This window comes from Thermoanaerobaculia bacterium (assembly GCA_018057705.1).
Lineage (GTDB): Bacteria > Acidobacteriota > Thermoanaerobaculia > Multivoradales > JAGPDF01 > JAGPDF01.
Map to the genome: position 1 here is coordinate 21,375 of JAGPDF010000045.1, position 15,734 is coordinate 37,108.

The 15,734-nt window shown below is 69.0% G+C and carries 12 protein-coding genes; 7 read left to right on the forward strand and 5 right to left on the reverse strand.

Features of this window, described 5'->3' with window-relative positions; all coding sequences use genetic code 11:
• Positions 1–3,834, forward strand: coding sequence for a hypothetical protein (locus tag KBI44_14010; protein ID MBP9145596.1), 3,834 nt, complete (start codon positions 1–3; stop codon positions 3,832–3,834).
• Here the strand turns inward: KBI44_14010 and KBI44_14015 are convergent.
• Entirely contained in the window at positions 3,831–4,712 is an 882-nt protein-coding gene (locus KBI44_14015) for a cobalamin-binding protein (GenBank protein ID MBP9145597.1), read from the reverse strand. The two genes, KBI44_14010 and KBI44_14015, sit on opposite strands and share 4 nt — an antisense overlap.
• A gap of 260 nt (positions 4,713–4,972) precedes the next feature.
• Here KBI44_14015 and KBI44_14020 point away from each other — a divergent pair, with 260 nt between their 5' ends.
• From KBI44_14020 to KBI44_14040, 5 genes are read left to right on the forward strand one after another with little or no spacing between them, the layout of a single operon-like run.
• Complete coding sequence (locus tag KBI44_14020) at positions 4,973–7,309, forward strand: DUF255 domain-containing protein (GenBank protein MBP9145598.1); 2,337 nt, start codon at positions 4,973–4,975, stop codon at positions 7,307–7,309.
• Between the two features lie 46 nt (positions 7,310–7,355).
• A complete protein-coding gene (locus KBI44_14025; GenBank protein ID MBP9145599.1) occupies positions 7,356–7,637 on the forward strand; it encodes a hypothetical protein in 282 nt (93 codons plus the stop codon).
• Positions 7,634–7,834 (forward strand): hypothetical protein, encoded by a 201-nt coding sequence (locus tag KBI44_14030; GenBank protein ID MBP9145600.1) that lies wholly within the window; start codon positions 7,634–7,636, stop codon positions 7,832–7,834. Before KBI44_14025 ends, KBI44_14030 begins: the two co-directional genes overlap by 4 nt.
• Positions 7,831–9,756, forward strand: coding sequence for a ferric reductase-like transmembrane domain-containing protein (locus KBI44_14035; protein ID MBP9145601.1), 1,926 nt, complete (start codon positions 7,831–7,833; stop codon positions 9,754–9,756). The genes KBI44_14030 and KBI44_14035 overlap by 4 nt, the downstream gene beginning before the upstream one ends.
• Positions 9,753–10,616, forward strand: coding sequence for a 1-acyl-sn-glycerol-3-phosphate acyltransferase (locus KBI44_14040; GenBank protein ID MBP9145602.1), 864 nt, complete (start codon positions 9,753–9,755; stop codon positions 10,614–10,616). Before KBI44_14035 ends, KBI44_14040 begins: the two co-directional genes overlap by 4 nt.
• A gap of 108 nt (positions 10,617–10,724) precedes the next feature.
• On the opposite strand, the gene KBI44_14045 is transcribed toward KBI44_14040, so the two are convergent.
• The 4 genes from KBI44_14045 to KBI44_14060 all read right to left on the reverse strand — a co-directional run bounded on the left by KBI44_14045 (position 10,725) and on the right by KBI44_14060 (position 14,738).
• Entirely contained in the window at positions 10,725–11,219 is a 495-nt protein-coding gene (locus tag KBI44_14045) for a nitrogen fixation protein (GenBank protein ID MBP9145603.1), read from the reverse strand.
• Positions 11,216–11,431: a hypothetical protein gene (locus KBI44_14050; protein ID MBP9145604.1), complete on the reverse strand. Its 216-nt coding sequence runs from the start codon at positions 11,429–11,431 to the stop codon at positions 11,216–11,218. The genes KBI44_14045 and KBI44_14050 overlap by 4 nt, the downstream gene beginning before the upstream one ends.
• Positions 11,432–11,796: 365 nt before the next feature.
• On the reverse strand, positions 11,797–14,145 hold the full coding sequence (locus tag KBI44_14055; protein ID MBP9145605.1) for a von Willebrand factor type A domain-containing protein: 2,349 nt from the start codon (positions 14,143–14,145) through the stop codon (positions 11,797–11,799).
• Entirely contained in the window at positions 14,145–14,738 is a 594-nt protein-coding gene (locus tag KBI44_14060; GenBank protein ID MBP9145606.1) for an RNA polymerase sigma factor, read from the reverse strand. Before KBI44_14060 ends, KBI44_14055 begins: the two co-directional genes overlap by 1 nt.
• A 250-nt stretch (positions 14,739–14,988) precedes the next feature.
• Here KBI44_14060 and KBI44_14065 point away from each other — a divergent pair.
• Positions 14,989–15,734, forward strand: a 746-nt coding sequence (locus KBI44_14065) for a DUF4172 domain-containing protein (protein ID MBP9145607.1), incomplete at its 3' end; no start/stop codon positions are given.

The following is a 15,734-nucleotide window of genomic DNA, read 5'->3' on the forward strand; positions in this document are numbered from 1 at the left end:
TTGGCGGGGACGCTCTATCTTCTCGTATTGGCGCCGGCGTCGGCAGTCTCGCCACCGAGCCTCGTCGAAGATCTCGGAAGGATCGCTCGACCGGACGAAGGTTCGGTTCCGCACGGCTTGGCGCCGCTCCACGGCGTCGTCGTGTTCGCGGCCCAGCCGGACGACTATGCCGACCGGCTGTTCGTCACCGATGGTTCGACGGGTGGGACGCGAGAAATCTCGGCGCCTTGCTCCCACCGCGTACCCGGCAAGATCACCCTGCTTTTTGCCGGTCAGGATCGCGCCTACTACCTGTCGTTCTGTCATGACGGCTTCAGCGCGCTCTGGGGAGTTGATAGCGCCGCGGCTGCGACCCGGCTGGTGACCTTCGTCCTGCAAGGCAACGGCGACGAGGAACCGAGCCTGGGGCTCACCGCGAGCGGACTCGGCCGCTGGATTGAAGTGGCGGGCATCTCGTACTTTCTGTTCGGCGGGCGTGAGAGCCCGCTCGAGCTCTGGAGGACGGACGGGACAATCGCCGGCACCAGGCTTGTGCGCGCCCTCGACGAGAATGCGGGCGAGGGCATCGCTGGCCTGTCCGCGACCTCCGACGGCCAGCTGGTCGTCGCAGCCTACTCGTCGCTCAGCTGGGACGAACACGAGGTCTCGTTCTGGCAGTCGGATGGAACAGCTGCAGGTACGACTCTGGGAAGGACCTTCCTCATCCCCGGCGGCGCATTCTCCTTTCCAATGTTCGGACAGTCCGCTGCCGGCGTCCTGCTCTGGGTGGAGGGGGAAACCTACAGCTCCTCCGAGCTCTGGCTCTCCGACGGCTCGGAGACCGGCACGGCCCGGCTCGCGGTGTTTCACGCCATCAACTCGTGGACCGATGCCTCGGGAGGTTTCAAGGCAGAGGGGCGGTCGGTCTACTTCATCGCCACTTCCGACGGCGAACGGTCGATCTGGCGCAGCGACTTGACGCCGGAGACGACCCGGCCGATCGTCAATGTCACCGGCTGGTACGCCGCGACGCGGAATCTCGTCGTCCTGGACGACCGATTGCTCGTCCTCCGCTGCTCCGATTGGGGCGGGACCGGCTGCGAGCTCTGGCGGACGCCGAAGACGGAAGGCGCCGGGGAGCCATTTCCCGGCGGCTGCGGGCCCGGACCCTGCAACCCAATCGATGCCTACAACTCGATGGCAGAAATCGGGGGCCGTTCTCTCTTTCTGACCTTCACGGAGCAGCAGGCGTCGCTGTGGGCTTCCGACGGCTCGGATGCACCCGCCACCGAACTGGCTCGTCTCTGTGAGGGTAACGAATGCGCGAGTCAGTGCTTTCAGCGCCTCGAGTCGGCGGACGACTACATTTTCACGAACTCGCGAGACTGCGAGCCGCCCTTCGATCTCTGGGTGTCGGATGGCAGCCCAGAGGGGTCCTTTCGCATCGCGCATTCCCTGGAGGCGCTGGCTCCCTGGCCTGCGGTTCAGGGTCCAGTCCTGGCCCCCGTGGGCGCGTCCGGTTGGGTCTTTCGCGCCGCGCGCGGCGGTGTCGGCCTCGAGCTCTGGCGGGCGGATCGCCTGCCGGACTCGGCCGCCCTGCTCGCAGATCTGCGTCGGGACAGGCCCGGCCTCTCGGCCGTGGGTCTGCTCGGCGAGGTCGATGGAGCGCAGATCTTCGCGATCCTCGGAGATCAGGGAAGGACGGCGGTGGTGCGTCGAGGCGCGGATGGAGGCGCCGTCGAGGAGCTCTTCTCGCTGCCAGCGCTCTACGAGGACTCTCCCGAGATGCAGAGACTCCGTTTCTACGCTGCGGGAGAGGAGTGGCTGTTCTTCGAGGGCAGTCCCTACGCCGATCCAGCAACTCAAGGAGCGGCTTACCAGCTTCATCGATTTCGGCCGGCGACGCACGAGCTCATCCCGCTCTTCGACGAGCCGGGCGAGGAGGGCATCGGCGCCCGCCTCTCGGACGACCTTTTCGCCACCGATGATGGGTACCTCTTCCTGGGTATGACGAACGAGAACCCCACCCCTTCGATCTACCGCTGGCGGCCGGGGGCGTCCGAAGTCGAGCCGATCCTGAGCCTCCCTGCGAGTGCAGCGGTCTCGGCGGGCAGCAACCTCGGCAAGTGGTTCGTGGTGGAGGAGAGTCGAAGACTGGTGGCCATCGACCTCGATACTCTGACTCGGGAAGTCCTGATCGAATCTCCGGACACCTGCGAGATCGAATCGATCGCGCTGGAGTTCGGCACCGCTGTCCTGATCCTGACCTCGACCGCGGAGGTGGGCCCGGTTCTCCAGTTTTGGCTCACCGATGGCAAAAGCTCGAGCACGGGCCTGGTCGCCCAGATTCCCTGGAGCGAGCGCTTCTGGTGCTCCTCGGGTTTCGCTGTTTCTCCTGGTTTCGCTCAGGGCGCCGCGCTCTTCGAACTGGACGAGAACTGCGGCGGCACGCAGCATGTGTGGACGAGCGACGGCAGTCGCGAGCGGACTCGACCCCTCTTTTCGAGCCGTGAGTGGTATCCGGATGTCGGCACTTCGGCCAGATTCCGCGGCGTGCACTACTTCTTCGTGCAGGAACTCGACCCGGGCGGGGCCCGCTACAGCACTGCTCTCTGGCGGTCCGACGGCACACTCGAGGGAACCCGGCGGGCGATCTGGCTACCGGAGTACGGCTCCGGGCCGCTGCAGCTCGCAGCGGGCGCTTCGGCGCTCTACTTCCCTTGGTCGGGCGCCGAGCACGGCACGGAGCTCTGGCGCTCGGATGGAACCGCGGAGGGTACCGGGCCCGTCGCCGATCTCGAACCTGGTGCCGCGAGCTCGTCTCCCTCGGGACTGATCGCTGTCGGCGATCAGGTGCTGTTCACGGCGACGACGAGTGCCGCCGGAACCGAGCTCTGGCAGGTGGATGGGGCATCCCATCAGCCGGAGCTCGTCTCGGATCTCTTTCCCGGCCCGGAGAGCTCTGCGCCGCTGTGGGTCTCGGGAAGCCAGGAGTCTGCTCTCTTCCTGGCCGATGACGGCGTCGTCGGGCGGGAGATCTGGGAAGTCGACCAGCCGTCGGTGGCGCCGTGTGTCGCCGATGCGACGACGCTCTGCCTCGCGAACGGAAGATTCCGCGCCCGCGCGGTGCGGCGCGACTTCGCCGGCGAGCTCGGTGCGGCGGGTGTCGTGCCGCTCACCGGCGACAGCGGCTACTTCTGGTTCTTTGCGCCGGGGAATCCGGAGGTTCTGCTCAAAGTGGTCGATGCCTGCGGCCTCCCCGGCTTCGAGAACTTCTGGGCCTACTCGACCGGCCTCACCAACGTCGAGGTCGAGCTCGAAGTGGTCGATACGGTGACCGGGGAGCGCCGCGAGGTGCGGACGGCCCTGGGCGAGACGTTCGGACCGCTCTACGACAGCGGTTCGTTCGAGGTCTGCAACTTCGGCGGCGCGTCGACAGGAGGCCCCCGGGAGCCGGTTCGGGCAGCGGCGGGCGAGGCTTCGAGCGATGCCTCGAGGAACGTCCTGCCGCTTCTCGACGGGCGCTTCGCAGCGACCGCGACCTGGCGCAAGCGCGACGGCACGACCGGCGCCGCCACGGCCGTCCCGTTCGCGGCGGACAGCGGCTACTTCTGGTTCTTCGACGCCGCGATCGTCGAGGTCCTGGTGAAGATGGTCGACGCCTGCAGCCAAGACGGCTTCGACAACTTCTGGGTCTTCGCCGGCGGCCTGACCGACGTCGAGGTCCACCTCACCGTGACCGACACCTGGACCGGCGAGGTCGTTCGCCACGACACGCGTCAGGGACAGCCCTTCCCGACGCTCCTCGAGACCGGGAAGCTCCGGGTCTGCGCGGGGCGGCCTGGAGCGAACTAGGCGCTCGTGGGCGCGTCGCCGGAGAGCAGGCGGTGGAGATGCTCGATGCCGTCGACCAGACGCGGGCCGGGACGGCTGAAGCAGCCGTTGGCATCGACCGCGGCGACGCGGCCGGACCGCACCGCTCGCAGTTGTGACCACAGTGGATCGCCGGCGAGCTTGGCGACCTCGCCGGCGGCGCCTGCGGCATCGAAGCCGCAGGGCATGGCGACGATCCAGTCGGGGTCGGCGGCGGCGATCTCGTCCCAGGTCGCCCGGCGGGAGCGCTCGCCCGGAGCGACGGCGAACGGATCCCGGCCGCCGGCGATGGCGATCATCTGCGGCACCCAGTGGCCGCCGAGGAACGGCGGGTCGAGCCACTCGAGCGCGACGACGGTGGGGCGTGGCCGGCCGTGCGTGGCGCGCTCGACGCGCTCGAGGCGCGCTCGCAGGTCGTCGACGAGACACTCGGCGGCGGCGCTTCGGCCCAGGCGTTCGCCGACGTGCAGGATGTCGGCGAGGACATCTTCGAGGCGGGTCGGATCGAGCGAGAGGACCTCGGGGCACCGAGCCATCGGCGCTACGGCACCGCCGACCTGAGCGGTCGAGACGGCGCAAACCGGGCAGAGCTCCTGGGTGAAGAGGAGGTCGGGGTCGAGCGCGGCGAGGCGCTCCTCGTCGAGGGTGTAGAGGCTGGCCCCGGACGCCAGCTGCGCCGAGACCGCGGCGTCGACCTCGTGCGGCGTCATGCCGGGCGTGAGCGCGCTGCCGGTGAGGATCGGCCGCGTACGTGCCTCCGGCGGGAAGTCGCACTCGTGCGAGACCCCGACGACGTCGTCGCCGGCGCCTAGGGCGAAGAGGATTTCAGTCGCGTTCGGGACGAGCGAGACGATGCGCATGCGACTCGATCCTAGCGTTTCCTCGGCATCGGTGGTTTCGCCGGCGGACGGTCGCTCGAGGAAGTCCTCTCCGCGTTTTCCATCTCCCCTTATCTAGCTGGATTTTTTCTCTGTTTGCGAGGGGCCCCTGGAAATACGCTCCGAGAACTCCCTCGAGCGACCGTCCACCGGCTCCTCGGAACGGGGTTGGGCGACGCCCTACAGTGTCGTCGGCGGGGAAACCGAAGTTCGGGCTGAAGACCCGGTAGGATTCGAATGCCATGAGTGATCCGTCCCAGCGCACCAACCGCCTCGCCGCCGAGAGCTCGCCGTATCTGCTGCTCCATGCCCACAATCCGGTCGACTGGTACCCCTGGGGCCCGGAGGCGCTGGCAAGAGCGAAGGCCGAGGACAAGCCGATCTTCCTCTCGGTCGGCTACTCGACCTGCTTCTGGTGCCACGTCATGGAGCGCGAGTCGTTCTCGGATCCTTCGATCGCGGCGCTCATGAACGAGGCGTTCGTCAACATCAAGGTCGACCGCGAAGAGCGTCTCGATCTCGACGAGATCTACATGCTGGCGACGCAGGTGCTGCACGGGCAGGGCGGCTGGCCGAACTCGGTCTTCCTGACTCCCGATCTGCTGCCGTTCTTCGCCGGCACCTACTTCCCGCCGATCGACAGCCGCGGCATGCCCGGCTTCCCGACCGTTCTGCGCTCGATGATCCATGCCTGGAAAGAGCGCCGCGGCGACGTCGAGCAGCAGGGCGCGGAGTTGGGCGAGGCGATCCGCCGCCACTTGGCGGAGATCGAGCCGGCGACCGGAGAGCTCGCGGGTGCGGCGCCGGCAGAGCTCGCGCTCACGGCGCTGCGCGAGAAGTTCGACCCGACCTGGGGCGGCTTCGGCGGGGCGCCCAAGTTCCCGTCGCCGGCGAACCTCTTTCACCTCCTGGCCCTGGCCGATCCGGGCTCGGCGCACGCCGGGCCGGCGGCGATGATGCTCGCCGCCACCCTCGACGCCATGGCGCGCGGCGGGATCTACGACCAGCTGGCCGGGGGCTTTCACCGCTACGCCACCGACCGCGAGTGGAAGGTGCCGCACTTCGAGAAGATGCTCTACGACAACGGGCTGCTGCTCGAGGTCTACGCGCGCGAGTACGGCCGCAGCGCCGCTCCCGAAGCGGCGCGGATCGTGCGCGAGACCGCCGGCTTCCTCGCCCGGGAGATGACGCTGCCGGACCAGGAGGGGCAACCAGGAACGGGGGGCGCCTTCTGGAGCGCTATCGATGCCGAGACCGGCGGGCGCGAGGGTGCCTACTACGTCTGGACGCGCGACGAGCTCGACCTCGGGCTCGGCGCCGAGGGCGCAACTTTCCTGGCGCCGATCTTCGGTTTCCATGCCGAGCCGTTCTTCGAGGAGAACCGCTACGTTCTTCACCTGCCGCGGGCGCTCGACATTCAGGCGAAGGAGCGCCGGCTGACTCGCGAGGAGCTGCTGGCGGAGATCGCGCCGCTGCGCGCGAAGCTCCTCGAGGTGCGCGCGCGCCGCCGGCGGCCGGCGACCGACGACAAGATCCTCGCCGACTGGAACGGCACCGCGATCGCTGGTCTTGCGGTCGCCGGCAGGGTGCTCGCCGAGCCGGCCTTCGTCGAGCAGGCGCGGCGGGCGGCCGACTTCGTGCTCGTCCATCTGCGGAGCTCGACCGGAACGCTGCTCCATTCCTGGCGCCGCGGGGCCGGACGGATCGAGGCCGGGCTCACCGACTACGCGTATTTCGTGCGCGGTCTCCTGCGCCTGCACGAGGCGTCCGGCAGGGGGGGCGAGCGGCGCTGGCTCGACGAGGCCGTGCGGCTCACCGACGAGCAGGAGCGCCGTCTGGGCTCGCCGCGCGGCGGCTTCTTCAACAGCGCCGACGCCCCCGACCTCCTGGTGCGCGGCAAGGAGGTCTTCGACGGCGCGATGCCGGGGGCGAATGGCGTCGCGGCGCACAATCTCCTCGACCTCGCCGCTGCCACCGGGGAGAGCCGCTTTCTCGACCTCGCGGAGCGCACGTTGCGGTCGTTCGCGCCGCTCGTGACGCGCCATCCGGAAGGGGCGAAGACGATGGCCCTCGCCTTGGCGCGCTTCGCGCGCGTCGAGCCGAAAGGCTCGGTTTCAGGGGCCGGCTCGCTGCGCTCGGGCGACGCTGTCGCAGGCGCAACACTGTTTTCGGTAAAGGGGGGTGGTGGTTCGCACGACGATCTCGAGTCGGCCGCACAGCGCGTGGTCGAGGTGACTCTGCGCAGTGACCTGCCCGACACGGCGGGACGGCGGCCCTTCGTGCTCACGGTTGTCGTAGCGCAGGGCTGGCATCTGGACGGAAGCCTGCGGGTCGAGGGTGTCGATCTCGAGCTCGATCCCGCTGCGATGGTCTACCCACAGCCCGAGGTCACCGGCGAGCCGGGATCCCCCCTTTACCAGCAGGCTTTTCGCGGCAGGGTCATCATCGCCGGCCGGGCGCGGAGCACGCAGAGTGGCGGCGCGAAGCCGCAGTTGAAGCTCCGCTACCAGGCCTGCGACGACCATCGCTGCCTGCCGCCGACCGAAAAGACGATCTCCTTTCCGCTGATCGAAACCTGAGGCGCGCGCAGCGCATCGAACCGGGCAAGAGGAGAGCCGCCTTCCGATGACCTGGATCGAGATCGCCCCCTGGCTGGTGCGAGCGCTCGGCGCCTATGCCGCGCTCGGAGCTGCCTTCGCCGTCCCCTTTCTTGCCCGCGGCATCGAGCGCCTCGATTCCGGCGCGCACGGGTCGAGCTGGGGCTTTCGTCTGATCGTGTTTCCCGGCGTCGTGGCCTTTTGGCCGCTGCTGCTCCGGCGCTGGATCGCCGGGGCGGCCTTGCCCATCGAAGCCAACGCTCACCGCCGCGCGGCGCAAGCGGTGCGGGCGAAGGAACCGGGGCGATGATCGGCGGCCTTCGCTCTGCCCACCGCTGGATCTGGCTGGCGCTCGCGATTCTCCTGCCGGCGCTGCTCATTCTCGCCGTGCGTGCCCGGACGTCACCGCCGCTGCAGGAGCTACCGCCAGCTCTCGCGCCGGCTGCCCTGCCGTCGGACGATGCGGACGATGCGGACGTTGCGGACGATGCGGACGGCGCGCGATGAGCGCGGGATATGTGGCCGTCGGCTGGTCGCCGGGCAAGAAGCGCTACGACACCGTGGTGTGGGGGGGAGCGGCGCTCTACCTCGCGCTCTTCGTCGGCGTCGGCCTCTGGGTGCGCCCCGAGATCACCGCCGAGACGCTGCTCATTCGCGCCTTCGGCACCCTCGCGCTGACGCTGCTGCATGTCGTCCTGGCGATCGGCCCGCTGGCGCGGCTCGATCGGCGCTTCTTGCCGCTGCTGTGGAACCGGCGGCATCTCGGCGTGACGATGTTCCTCTTCGCTCTGGCCCATGGCGGTTTCGCGCTCTTCCAGTTTCACGCCCTGGGTGACCGCAACCCGCTGGTGAGCCTGCTGACCAGCAACACGCAGTGGACGAGCGTGGCGCAGTTCCCTTTCCAGCAGCTCGGTGCCGCGGCGCTGCTGATCCTCTTTCTGATGGCGGCGACCAGCCACGACTTCTGGTTGACGAATCTCACCGCGCCGGTCTGGAAGACGCTCCACATGGGGGTCTACCTCGCCTATGCGCTGCTCGTCGGGCACGTCGCGCTCGGCGTGCTGCAGGACGTGGCGTCCGCGCTGCCGGCGGCGCTCCTCGGCGCCGGAGCTCTCGCTCTCGTCGCGCTCCATCTCGCGGCGGCGGCGAAGGGACGGGCGCTCGACCGTGAGGTAGCCGGGCACGCCGCGGACGGCTTGGTCGAGGCCTGCCGCGCCGGCGAGATCCGCGACGGCCGCGCACGCATCGTGACCGTCGGCGGCGAGCGCGTGGCGATCTTCCGCTACGACGGCAAGCTCTCCGCGGTCTCGAACGTCTGCCAGCACCAGAACGGGCCACTGGGCGAGGGCAGGATCCTCGACGGCTGCATCACCTGCCCCTGGCACGGCTTCCAGTACCGCCCCGCAGACGGCGCCTCGCCGGCACCGTTCACCGAGCGTGTACCGACGTTCCGGCTACGGCTGGTGGACGGCGCCCGGGTCTTTCTCGATCCGCGCCCCCTGCCGCCAGGTACCTTCGTCGAGCCCCTCAGGCTGGAGGATGCGATTCGCGAAGAAAGCAAAGGCTCGGTAAAGGGGGGTCGTGACGAGTTCTTCGTCGGGTACTTGCCTGTACCGGTGGGCCTTGCGCGCTTCGTGCGCGGGGTCGCGTCCGTCGCGCTGGTGGGTCTCGCGGCCGTTGCCGGCGCGCTCGCCAGCGTCCAGCGCCCTCTCGGGCAGGGGGAGTTCGCCTGGGACACCGAAACCGAGTTCTGCGGCCGCCTGCAGACGGTTCCGGTGCCCGGACTCTGGGTCACAGCCAGCATCGAAACCAGCGAAGCCACCGAAGCCACCGAAGAGGCTGGCACCCCGGCTCGGCCCCCTTCCGGGGCCACCGCCGTGTCGGCGGACACCCCCTTTACTGGAGCTTTTTTGCCTCTCGTCGGGTCTGGCAAGCACGGTCCGGACGCGCAGCTCCTGGCCGCCGGAGACCGCGATCTCACCTTGCGCGGCCACCGCATCGAGCGCTACGGCAAGCGACTGATCGAGGTGACCGGCGAAGCACCGCGCGCTGGGAAGGCAGTGGCCGATCCGGGCAGGACGCCTCCGGCGCAGGTTTCGCTCGGTCACCAGACGCTGCGCGGCGAGATCGTCGACTCGAAATGCTGGTTCGGCGTCATGAAGCCGGCCCAGGGCAAGGCCCACAAGGACTGCGCCGTACGCTGCATCTCCGGCGGCGCACCGCCGGCCTTCGTCGTGCGGGCGGCGGGCCCGGCGGGGGAGCAGCGGACGCTGATCCTGCTGCTCGTGCCGGCGGACGGCGCGGCGCTCGGTCCGCGCGTCCTCGATCTCGTCGCCGAACCGGTGGAGATCGAAGGCGAAGTCTCGCGGCTCGGCGATCAGTTGGTCCTTTCGACGGATCCCTCCACGATCCGTAGAATCGACGGGTGAAGCGCTTCTACCGTTCTCTCCGGGCCGCTCTCCGACTCGTCGCCGTCGCCCTCGTCACCCTCTTCTCGTACTCCATTGCGCTCGCGGCGCGGGCTTGTGGGATCTTCTCTCGGCGTTTCGCCGTGCGGGGGCAGGGCTGGGCTTATCAGGTCTGGTCGAAGGCGCTTTGCTGGATCTTCGGGGTGCGCGTTTCGGTCCGCGGACCGGCGCCGAAGCCGCCGTTCTTCCTGGTTTCGAACCACCTCTCCTACATCGACATCTTCGTCCTCGGAACGCAGCTGCCGTGCGTCTTCGTCGCCAAGGCCGAGATCGACGGCTGGCCGATCTTCGGCGCCATCTGTCGCTCAGTGAACACCATCTTCATCGACCGCAAGACGAAGCGGAAGCTCCCCCAGATCCTCGCCCGGATCGAAGAGTCGCTCGGCGCCGGGCAGGGGGTGGTGATCTTCCCCGAGGGAACGTCGGGGGCGGGCGACTGCGTCATGCCGTTCCGCTCGCCGCTGCTCGAGCTCGCCATGGGCTCCGAAGGTGGCGTCCATCACGCGACGATCAGCTATCGAGCGCCGGCGGGGGAGACGCCGACCCATCTGGCGGTCTCGTGGTGGGGGGACATGCCGCTCGGAGCCCACCTCCGGGAGTTTCTCTGGCTGCCGTACGTCGAGGCCTCCATCCATTTCGGCGACGCCCCGGTGACCGGCGACGATCGCAAGGCGCTCACCGCCGATCTCCACCGCGAGGTGGCGGCGCGCTTCGAGCCGTTCGTCGAAACGGTCGAAGTGCAGCGGCTCCTGCGCCTCAAGGCAGAGGACCCGCAGCTGTTGCCACGGGTCCTCCGGTCGCCGCACGATCGCTTCAAGTAGCTGGCGGCCGCCCCGGGCATTGGGCGCCAGACGATCTTGCGCCGGGTCGAGGAGGTGGCTCTCGCGGAGGGTGAGCCAGCCAGCCCAGGCGCCGCAGACTTGGCAAGCTCACCCTGAGAGCCCATGGCCAGTTTGTGCGATCGGTTCGCGGCCCGCGGCCGAAGGTTGCCCGAGCGCGGCACGGTCCGCTTCCGAGCCCAGAAGGGTCTCTCCTTCGCTCACGACGAATCGGCAGGTGAAGCAGATGTCGATCCCTCGTTCGCGAAACCAGCGGCAGCCGGCGGCGCGAAGGGCACACGAGGGCGGTTGGGGTCCTTTCGGGCGAGAGTGGAGTTGAACCAGGCGTTCGCCGAGGGAGCAGTGCGCGCCGTCGAAGTGACCGCAGGCGGAGCCGGCGCAGCGGGCGCCGACGCGCCAGACTTCACCGGGAGGGGCGCCCTGGAGCAGGGCGCGCACCTCCGCGGTGACGGGAACGGGTTCTGCCAGGTAGCGAACCTCGGGCGCCTCTCCGGAGTTGTCGACGACGCCGAAGATGCGGGCGTCCGGCGCCTCTGGGCGGGCGCTCGGGCAGAGCGGTTCGCTCTGCCCGCGATGGGAGGTCACTGCCCGATGCCTCCGCCGCCCGGGAAGCCGCCGGGGCCGCCGCCGATCGGGCCGGGTCCGCCGACGTTGGGATCGATCCAGATGCCGACCCAGATCCGCGGATTCTTGATGGGGCTACCCTTCGGCTGGACGCGGATCGCTTCCAGTGCGGTGAGGGTCGAAACGCGGACGAAGTCCTCGAAGCTCAACTTCACTGCGGGTTTCGTGGCCATGTCCATCTCCTTCCGGACGCTGTCGCCTCGCGGGATGCGAGGGACCTCTGCAAGAGGAGGGATCTATTCGGTCGGTACTGGGTGCGGCCGAGGTCGTCTTCCGAGCCTGTTCTCGGAAAGAGCTGCGGACGGTGCGCGAGAGCTGCCGGCCCCGGGCCGGGAGAGCCTCGTTCTGGGAGAGATAACGAACGAGGAAACGAAACCGAACAGGCGGCCTGCCCTTCCAGCCGTGGAGAGGTGCTGCGGAACGGGTGCGGGCCCCTGCCAAGGCCGATCGCGTGATGCGCCTCAAAGCGGAGGACCCGCGGGCGTTGCCGCGGGTCCTCCGGAAGCCGATGGATCACTTCAAGTGGGTTTGGGCCGGCTCAATCCTCGTCGAGGCGCGGGTTGCGCTGCCGCCGGTCCTCCTCGTCCTCCTCGTTCCGCCGGCGATTGTCGTGATCTCCTCGATCTTCCGAGGCCCCGGCGATCCGCGCCGCGCGGTCGATGGAGTCGGCGAGATCGGCAGCGGAGCGGTTCCGGCCTCGATCGCGGTCGAGCTCTGCGGCCTCCCGCCGGAGAGAGCGCCAGCCGAAGTCGTCGGCCGCCGCAGTCTCCTTGAGCTTCTCGGCAAAGGCTCCGGCGAGCGCCGCGTGGCGAAGGTTCGCAGAGGCGCCTTCCCAGCTCCGGGCGAGGTCGCGGGCCCGGAGATCGCGTGACTCCTCGATCACCCGCTTCTCCTCGACGCTCTTCCACCGCAAGCGCAGGGTGGCGATCCTGTCGCTTCCTTCGACTCCGTCACGCAGCCTCACTTCGTAGAGCGCCGTCGCCTGGTGGCCGGCGCCGAGCTCGCCGGCGTCGATGCGGTCGTTGCGGAAATCACGGTCGGCGACGTCGCGGTTCTCGTAGCCGAGCAGGCGCCAGCGGACGACTGACCGGGGATCGAACTCGACCTGCGCCTTGGCCTCCTTGGCCACGGTCTCGAGCGTGCCGGTCAGGTTCTCGACGAAGACCTTGCGCGCTTCGGTCAGGGCGTCGACGTAGTGGTAGGTACCGTCGCCCTGGTCGGCGAGCTGCTCCATCAGGGCGTCGTTGTAGTTGCCCATGCCGAAGCCGATGGTGGTGAGGGCGATGCCGCGCTGCGCCTCTTTGCCGATCCGCGCCAGGATCGACTCCGGGCCGGTGGCACCGACGTTGGCTACGCCGTCGGAGCACAGCAGGATCCGATTGCTCGCCCCCTGCCGCCAGCCCTCGTCGGCGAGGTCGTACGCCAGGCGCAAGCCCTCTTCGGCGTTGGTCGCGCCCTCGGGCTGGAGCTGGGCGATCGCCCGCCGGATCTCCTCGAGATCGCGGGTGTGGCGCAGGAGGATGCGGCCGTTGGAGCCGTAGACGACCAGTCCGACGCGGTCGTCGGTGCCGAGCTCGTCGAGCAGCAGGCCCAGCGCGCGCTTCACCAGCCCGAGGCGGTTTTCCTGGTTCATCGAGCCCGAGACGTCGATGACGAAGGTGAGGACGGCGGGCTTCCTGTCGCGAGCGTCAATTTCGCGCGCTTTGACCGAGAAGCGCAGCAGCCGGGTGCGCTCACCGTAGTAGAACGCCGCCGGGGCTCCCTCGGCGTAGAGCGCGAAGTCACCACCCCTCCGGACATTGGGAGCCGGGTCGTCGTACTGCTGTGCGTTGACGAACTCCTCGACGCGGATCGCCGCCGGCGGCGGGAGGATCCCGCGGTCGAGATAGCCGCGGGTGAGGGTGTACGAGCCGGTATCGACGTCGAGCGCGAAGGTCGACAGGCGATCCTCCGCACTGTCGACGAAGCGATTCGCCGGCGTCTCGCGGAAGATCATGGTGTCGGGCGACGCATCGCGCGCGGCTTCGTTCTCTCGCGCCGCCTCGCGGCGTTCGGCTTCGTACGCACGCCCCTTGGGAAGGAGCTCGATCTGCTCCCGCGAGATCGACCCGGCGGTGGCCGAGCTCTTGAGATCCGTGCTGCCGACTTCCCCGATGACGAAGGGTTCCTCGCTGCCAGTATCGCCCGCGACGTAGCCCTGCGCGGCCGGCTTCGGCGCCGCGGGAACGGCGCCGACCGCACCGCCGTGAACCCCGCCGGGGACTCCGCCGGGGGCTCCTCCGGCAACGCCTCCGACGACCCCTCCAGCTACCCCTCCTTCGACCCCGCCCTCGACGCCCCCCTCGGCACCCTTCCTGCCGCCGATCCGCAGGGCGGTCGCGCGCTCTTCGGCGGCTGCTGGAGCTGCCGCGGGTACCTCGAGCGGCTGGGTGATCTGCCCATCCGCCATCTCGTCCCTTGCTGAAAGGCTGTCAGTAAGGGGGGTCGAGGCCTCTGGGGCGCCGGTGACGGCGGACGCATCCGGCCCACCTGCCGATTTCGGCGCCTGCGCCTTCGGAGGTGGCGGTGGCGGAGGAGGCGGGGGAGCCGAGGCCCGGAAATCGGGCGTGCTGGGCGCCTGGAACTCCTGCGCCTGACGATCGAACTCCTTGCCTTGGCGGCTCTGGACCACCTGCCAGGCGACGGTGGCGCCGACGGCGGCGAGAACGAAGGTCGCCGCGAGGCGCAGCGGCCAGCGGCGCGGGCCTGTTTCTGCCGTCGCCGTCTTGCCGGCCAGGGTGGCGGCATCGGGAATGTCGGCCTTCAACTTTTCGAGCAGGCCCTGGGGCGGCTCGGGGACAGGGAAATCGCGCATCGCGCGATCGATCTTCTCGTCGTTGGGGTTCATCACTTGACCTCCAGTGCGGCTTGGATGGCGGCGAAGGCGCGGGCAAGACGTTTGCGGACGCCGGGGGGCGTCATCCCTTCGAGCTTGGCGATCTCCGCCACCGGTACGTCGCCCCAGTAGTGGGCTGTGACGACCGAGCGGAGCTCCTCGGGCAGGGTGAGCACGGCGCGGCGCAGCCGGTCGCGATCTTCGTGCTTCTCGGCGGTCTCGTCCGGGGGAGGCTCGGCATCGACCGCCGTCGCCTCGACCACCGGCTCGAGCGGTACGATCCGAAACGGCCGCCGCCGCGAGTTGAGGAAGGTGTTGTAGGCGATCTTGTACAGCCAGGTCGAAACCTGCGACGCCTCGCGGAACCCGGCGAGCGACTGCCAGGCCTTCCGGTACGTCTCCTGAGTCAAGTCCGCCGCCGCGTCGGGATCGCCAGTGAGCCGCACGAGCGACCCGTAGACCCTGGCGTAGGTGGCCTCGACCAGCCTCTCCGCCGCCTCCCGGCTGCCGCGCTTCAACTCCTCGAGCAGCCGCCGTTCCTGCGCAGCCTCCGGGCTCTCCGGCCCAGCCGCCCCATCGTCCGGTTCCGCAAACGCTTCGTTCATCAGGTCCTCCCTCAAGGCGAGCGCCGGTTTCATGCTACTTGGACCCGGAAGCGGCTCGGAAGGAAACCGGGGGCTCGCTTTGACCGCGGGGCAACTGAAGCGGCGCGCTAGCGGTGCCAGTCGTTTTTCACCGCTAAGGAGGGATTGCAGGAGAGTTGGCCTGAGCTTGTGCGCTTCAGATCTTCGACTTCAGTGCGCAGATGGACATTGCGGTGAATCCGGTCGATAATCACCGCAAGACATGCGGCGAATGTATCTTCATGAGCTCGATGGTTGGCCTCGGTTTCGCTGGAGCAGCGAGCGCGTCGGGGCGCTGTTGGCCGAAGTGCGGCATCGGCAGGGGCGGCTCGTCGGTCGGATGGAGGCGCTCGGCTTCGGGTTGCGCCAGGAGGCAGTTCTTCAGACGCTGACCGCGGACGTCACCCAGAGCAGCGCGATCGAAGGGGAGAGACTCGACGCGCAGCAGGTGCGCTCGTCCATCGCTCGGCGTCTCGGAATGGACATCGGAGGCTTGGTAGCCGCGGATCGGCAGGTCGATGGCGTCGTCGAAATGATGCTCGATGCCACGCGCCACTACGGCAAGGCTCTCGACGAGCAGCGATTGTTCGGCTGGCACGCGGCCCTCTTTCCGACCGGTCGGAGCGGCATGGCGAAGATCGCTGTCGGTGCCTGGCGCACAGACGCCAAGGGACCCATGCAGGTCGTTTCCGGCCCCATCGGCCGCGAGTGCGTCCACTTCGAAGCCGTACCGGCGCCACGAGTGGCGAGCGAGATGTCCGCTTTCCTCGCATGGTGGAACGCCGAAGCGGAGATCGATGCGGTCCTGAAGGCCGCGCTGGCGCACCTGTGGCTCGTGACCGTCCATCCCTTCGAGGACGGCAACGGCCGCATCGCGCGCGCACTCGCCGACATGGCTCTCGCGCGATCCGAGAACAGCTCGCAGCGTTTCTACAGCATGTCCGCGGAGATCCGCCGGGAACGCAACGTCTACTACGA

What these genes read in the sequence shown, in the direction of transcription:
- KBI44_14035 (MBP9145601.1), top strand. Translation starts at nt 7,831, where the DNA reads ATGAGCGCGGGATATGTGGCCGTCGGCTGGTCGCCGGGCAAGAAGCGC.
- KBI44_14060 (MBP9145606.1), bottom strand. Translation starts at nt 14,738, where the DNA reads ATGAACGAAGCGTTTGCGGAACCGGACGATGGGGCGGCTGGGCCGGAG.
- KBI44_14015 (MBP9145597.1), bottom strand. Translation starts at nt 4,712, where the DNA reads ATGCGCATCGTCTCGCTCGTCCCGAACGCGACTGAAATCCTCTTCGCC.
- KBI44_14050 (MBP9145604.1), bottom strand. Translation starts at nt 11,431, where the DNA reads ATGGCCACGAAACCCGCAGTGAAGTTGAGCTTCGAGGACTTCGTCCGC.
- KBI44_14030 (MBP9145600.1), top strand. Translation starts at nt 7,634, where the DNA reads ATGATCGGCGGCCTTCGCTCTGCCCACCGCTGGATCTGGCTGGCGCTC.
- KBI44_14025 (MBP9145599.1), top strand. Translation starts at nt 7,356, where the DNA reads ATGACCTGGATCGAGATCGCCCCCTGGCTGGTGCGAGCGCTCGGCGCC.
- KBI44_14020 (MBP9145598.1), top strand. Translation starts at nt 4,973, where the DNA reads ATGAGTGATCCGTCCCAGCGCACCAACCGCCTCGCCGCCGAGAGCTCG.
- KBI44_14055 (MBP9145605.1), bottom strand. Translation starts at nt 14,145, where the DNA reads ATGAACCCCAACGACGAGAAGATCGATCGCGCGATGCGCGATTTCCCT.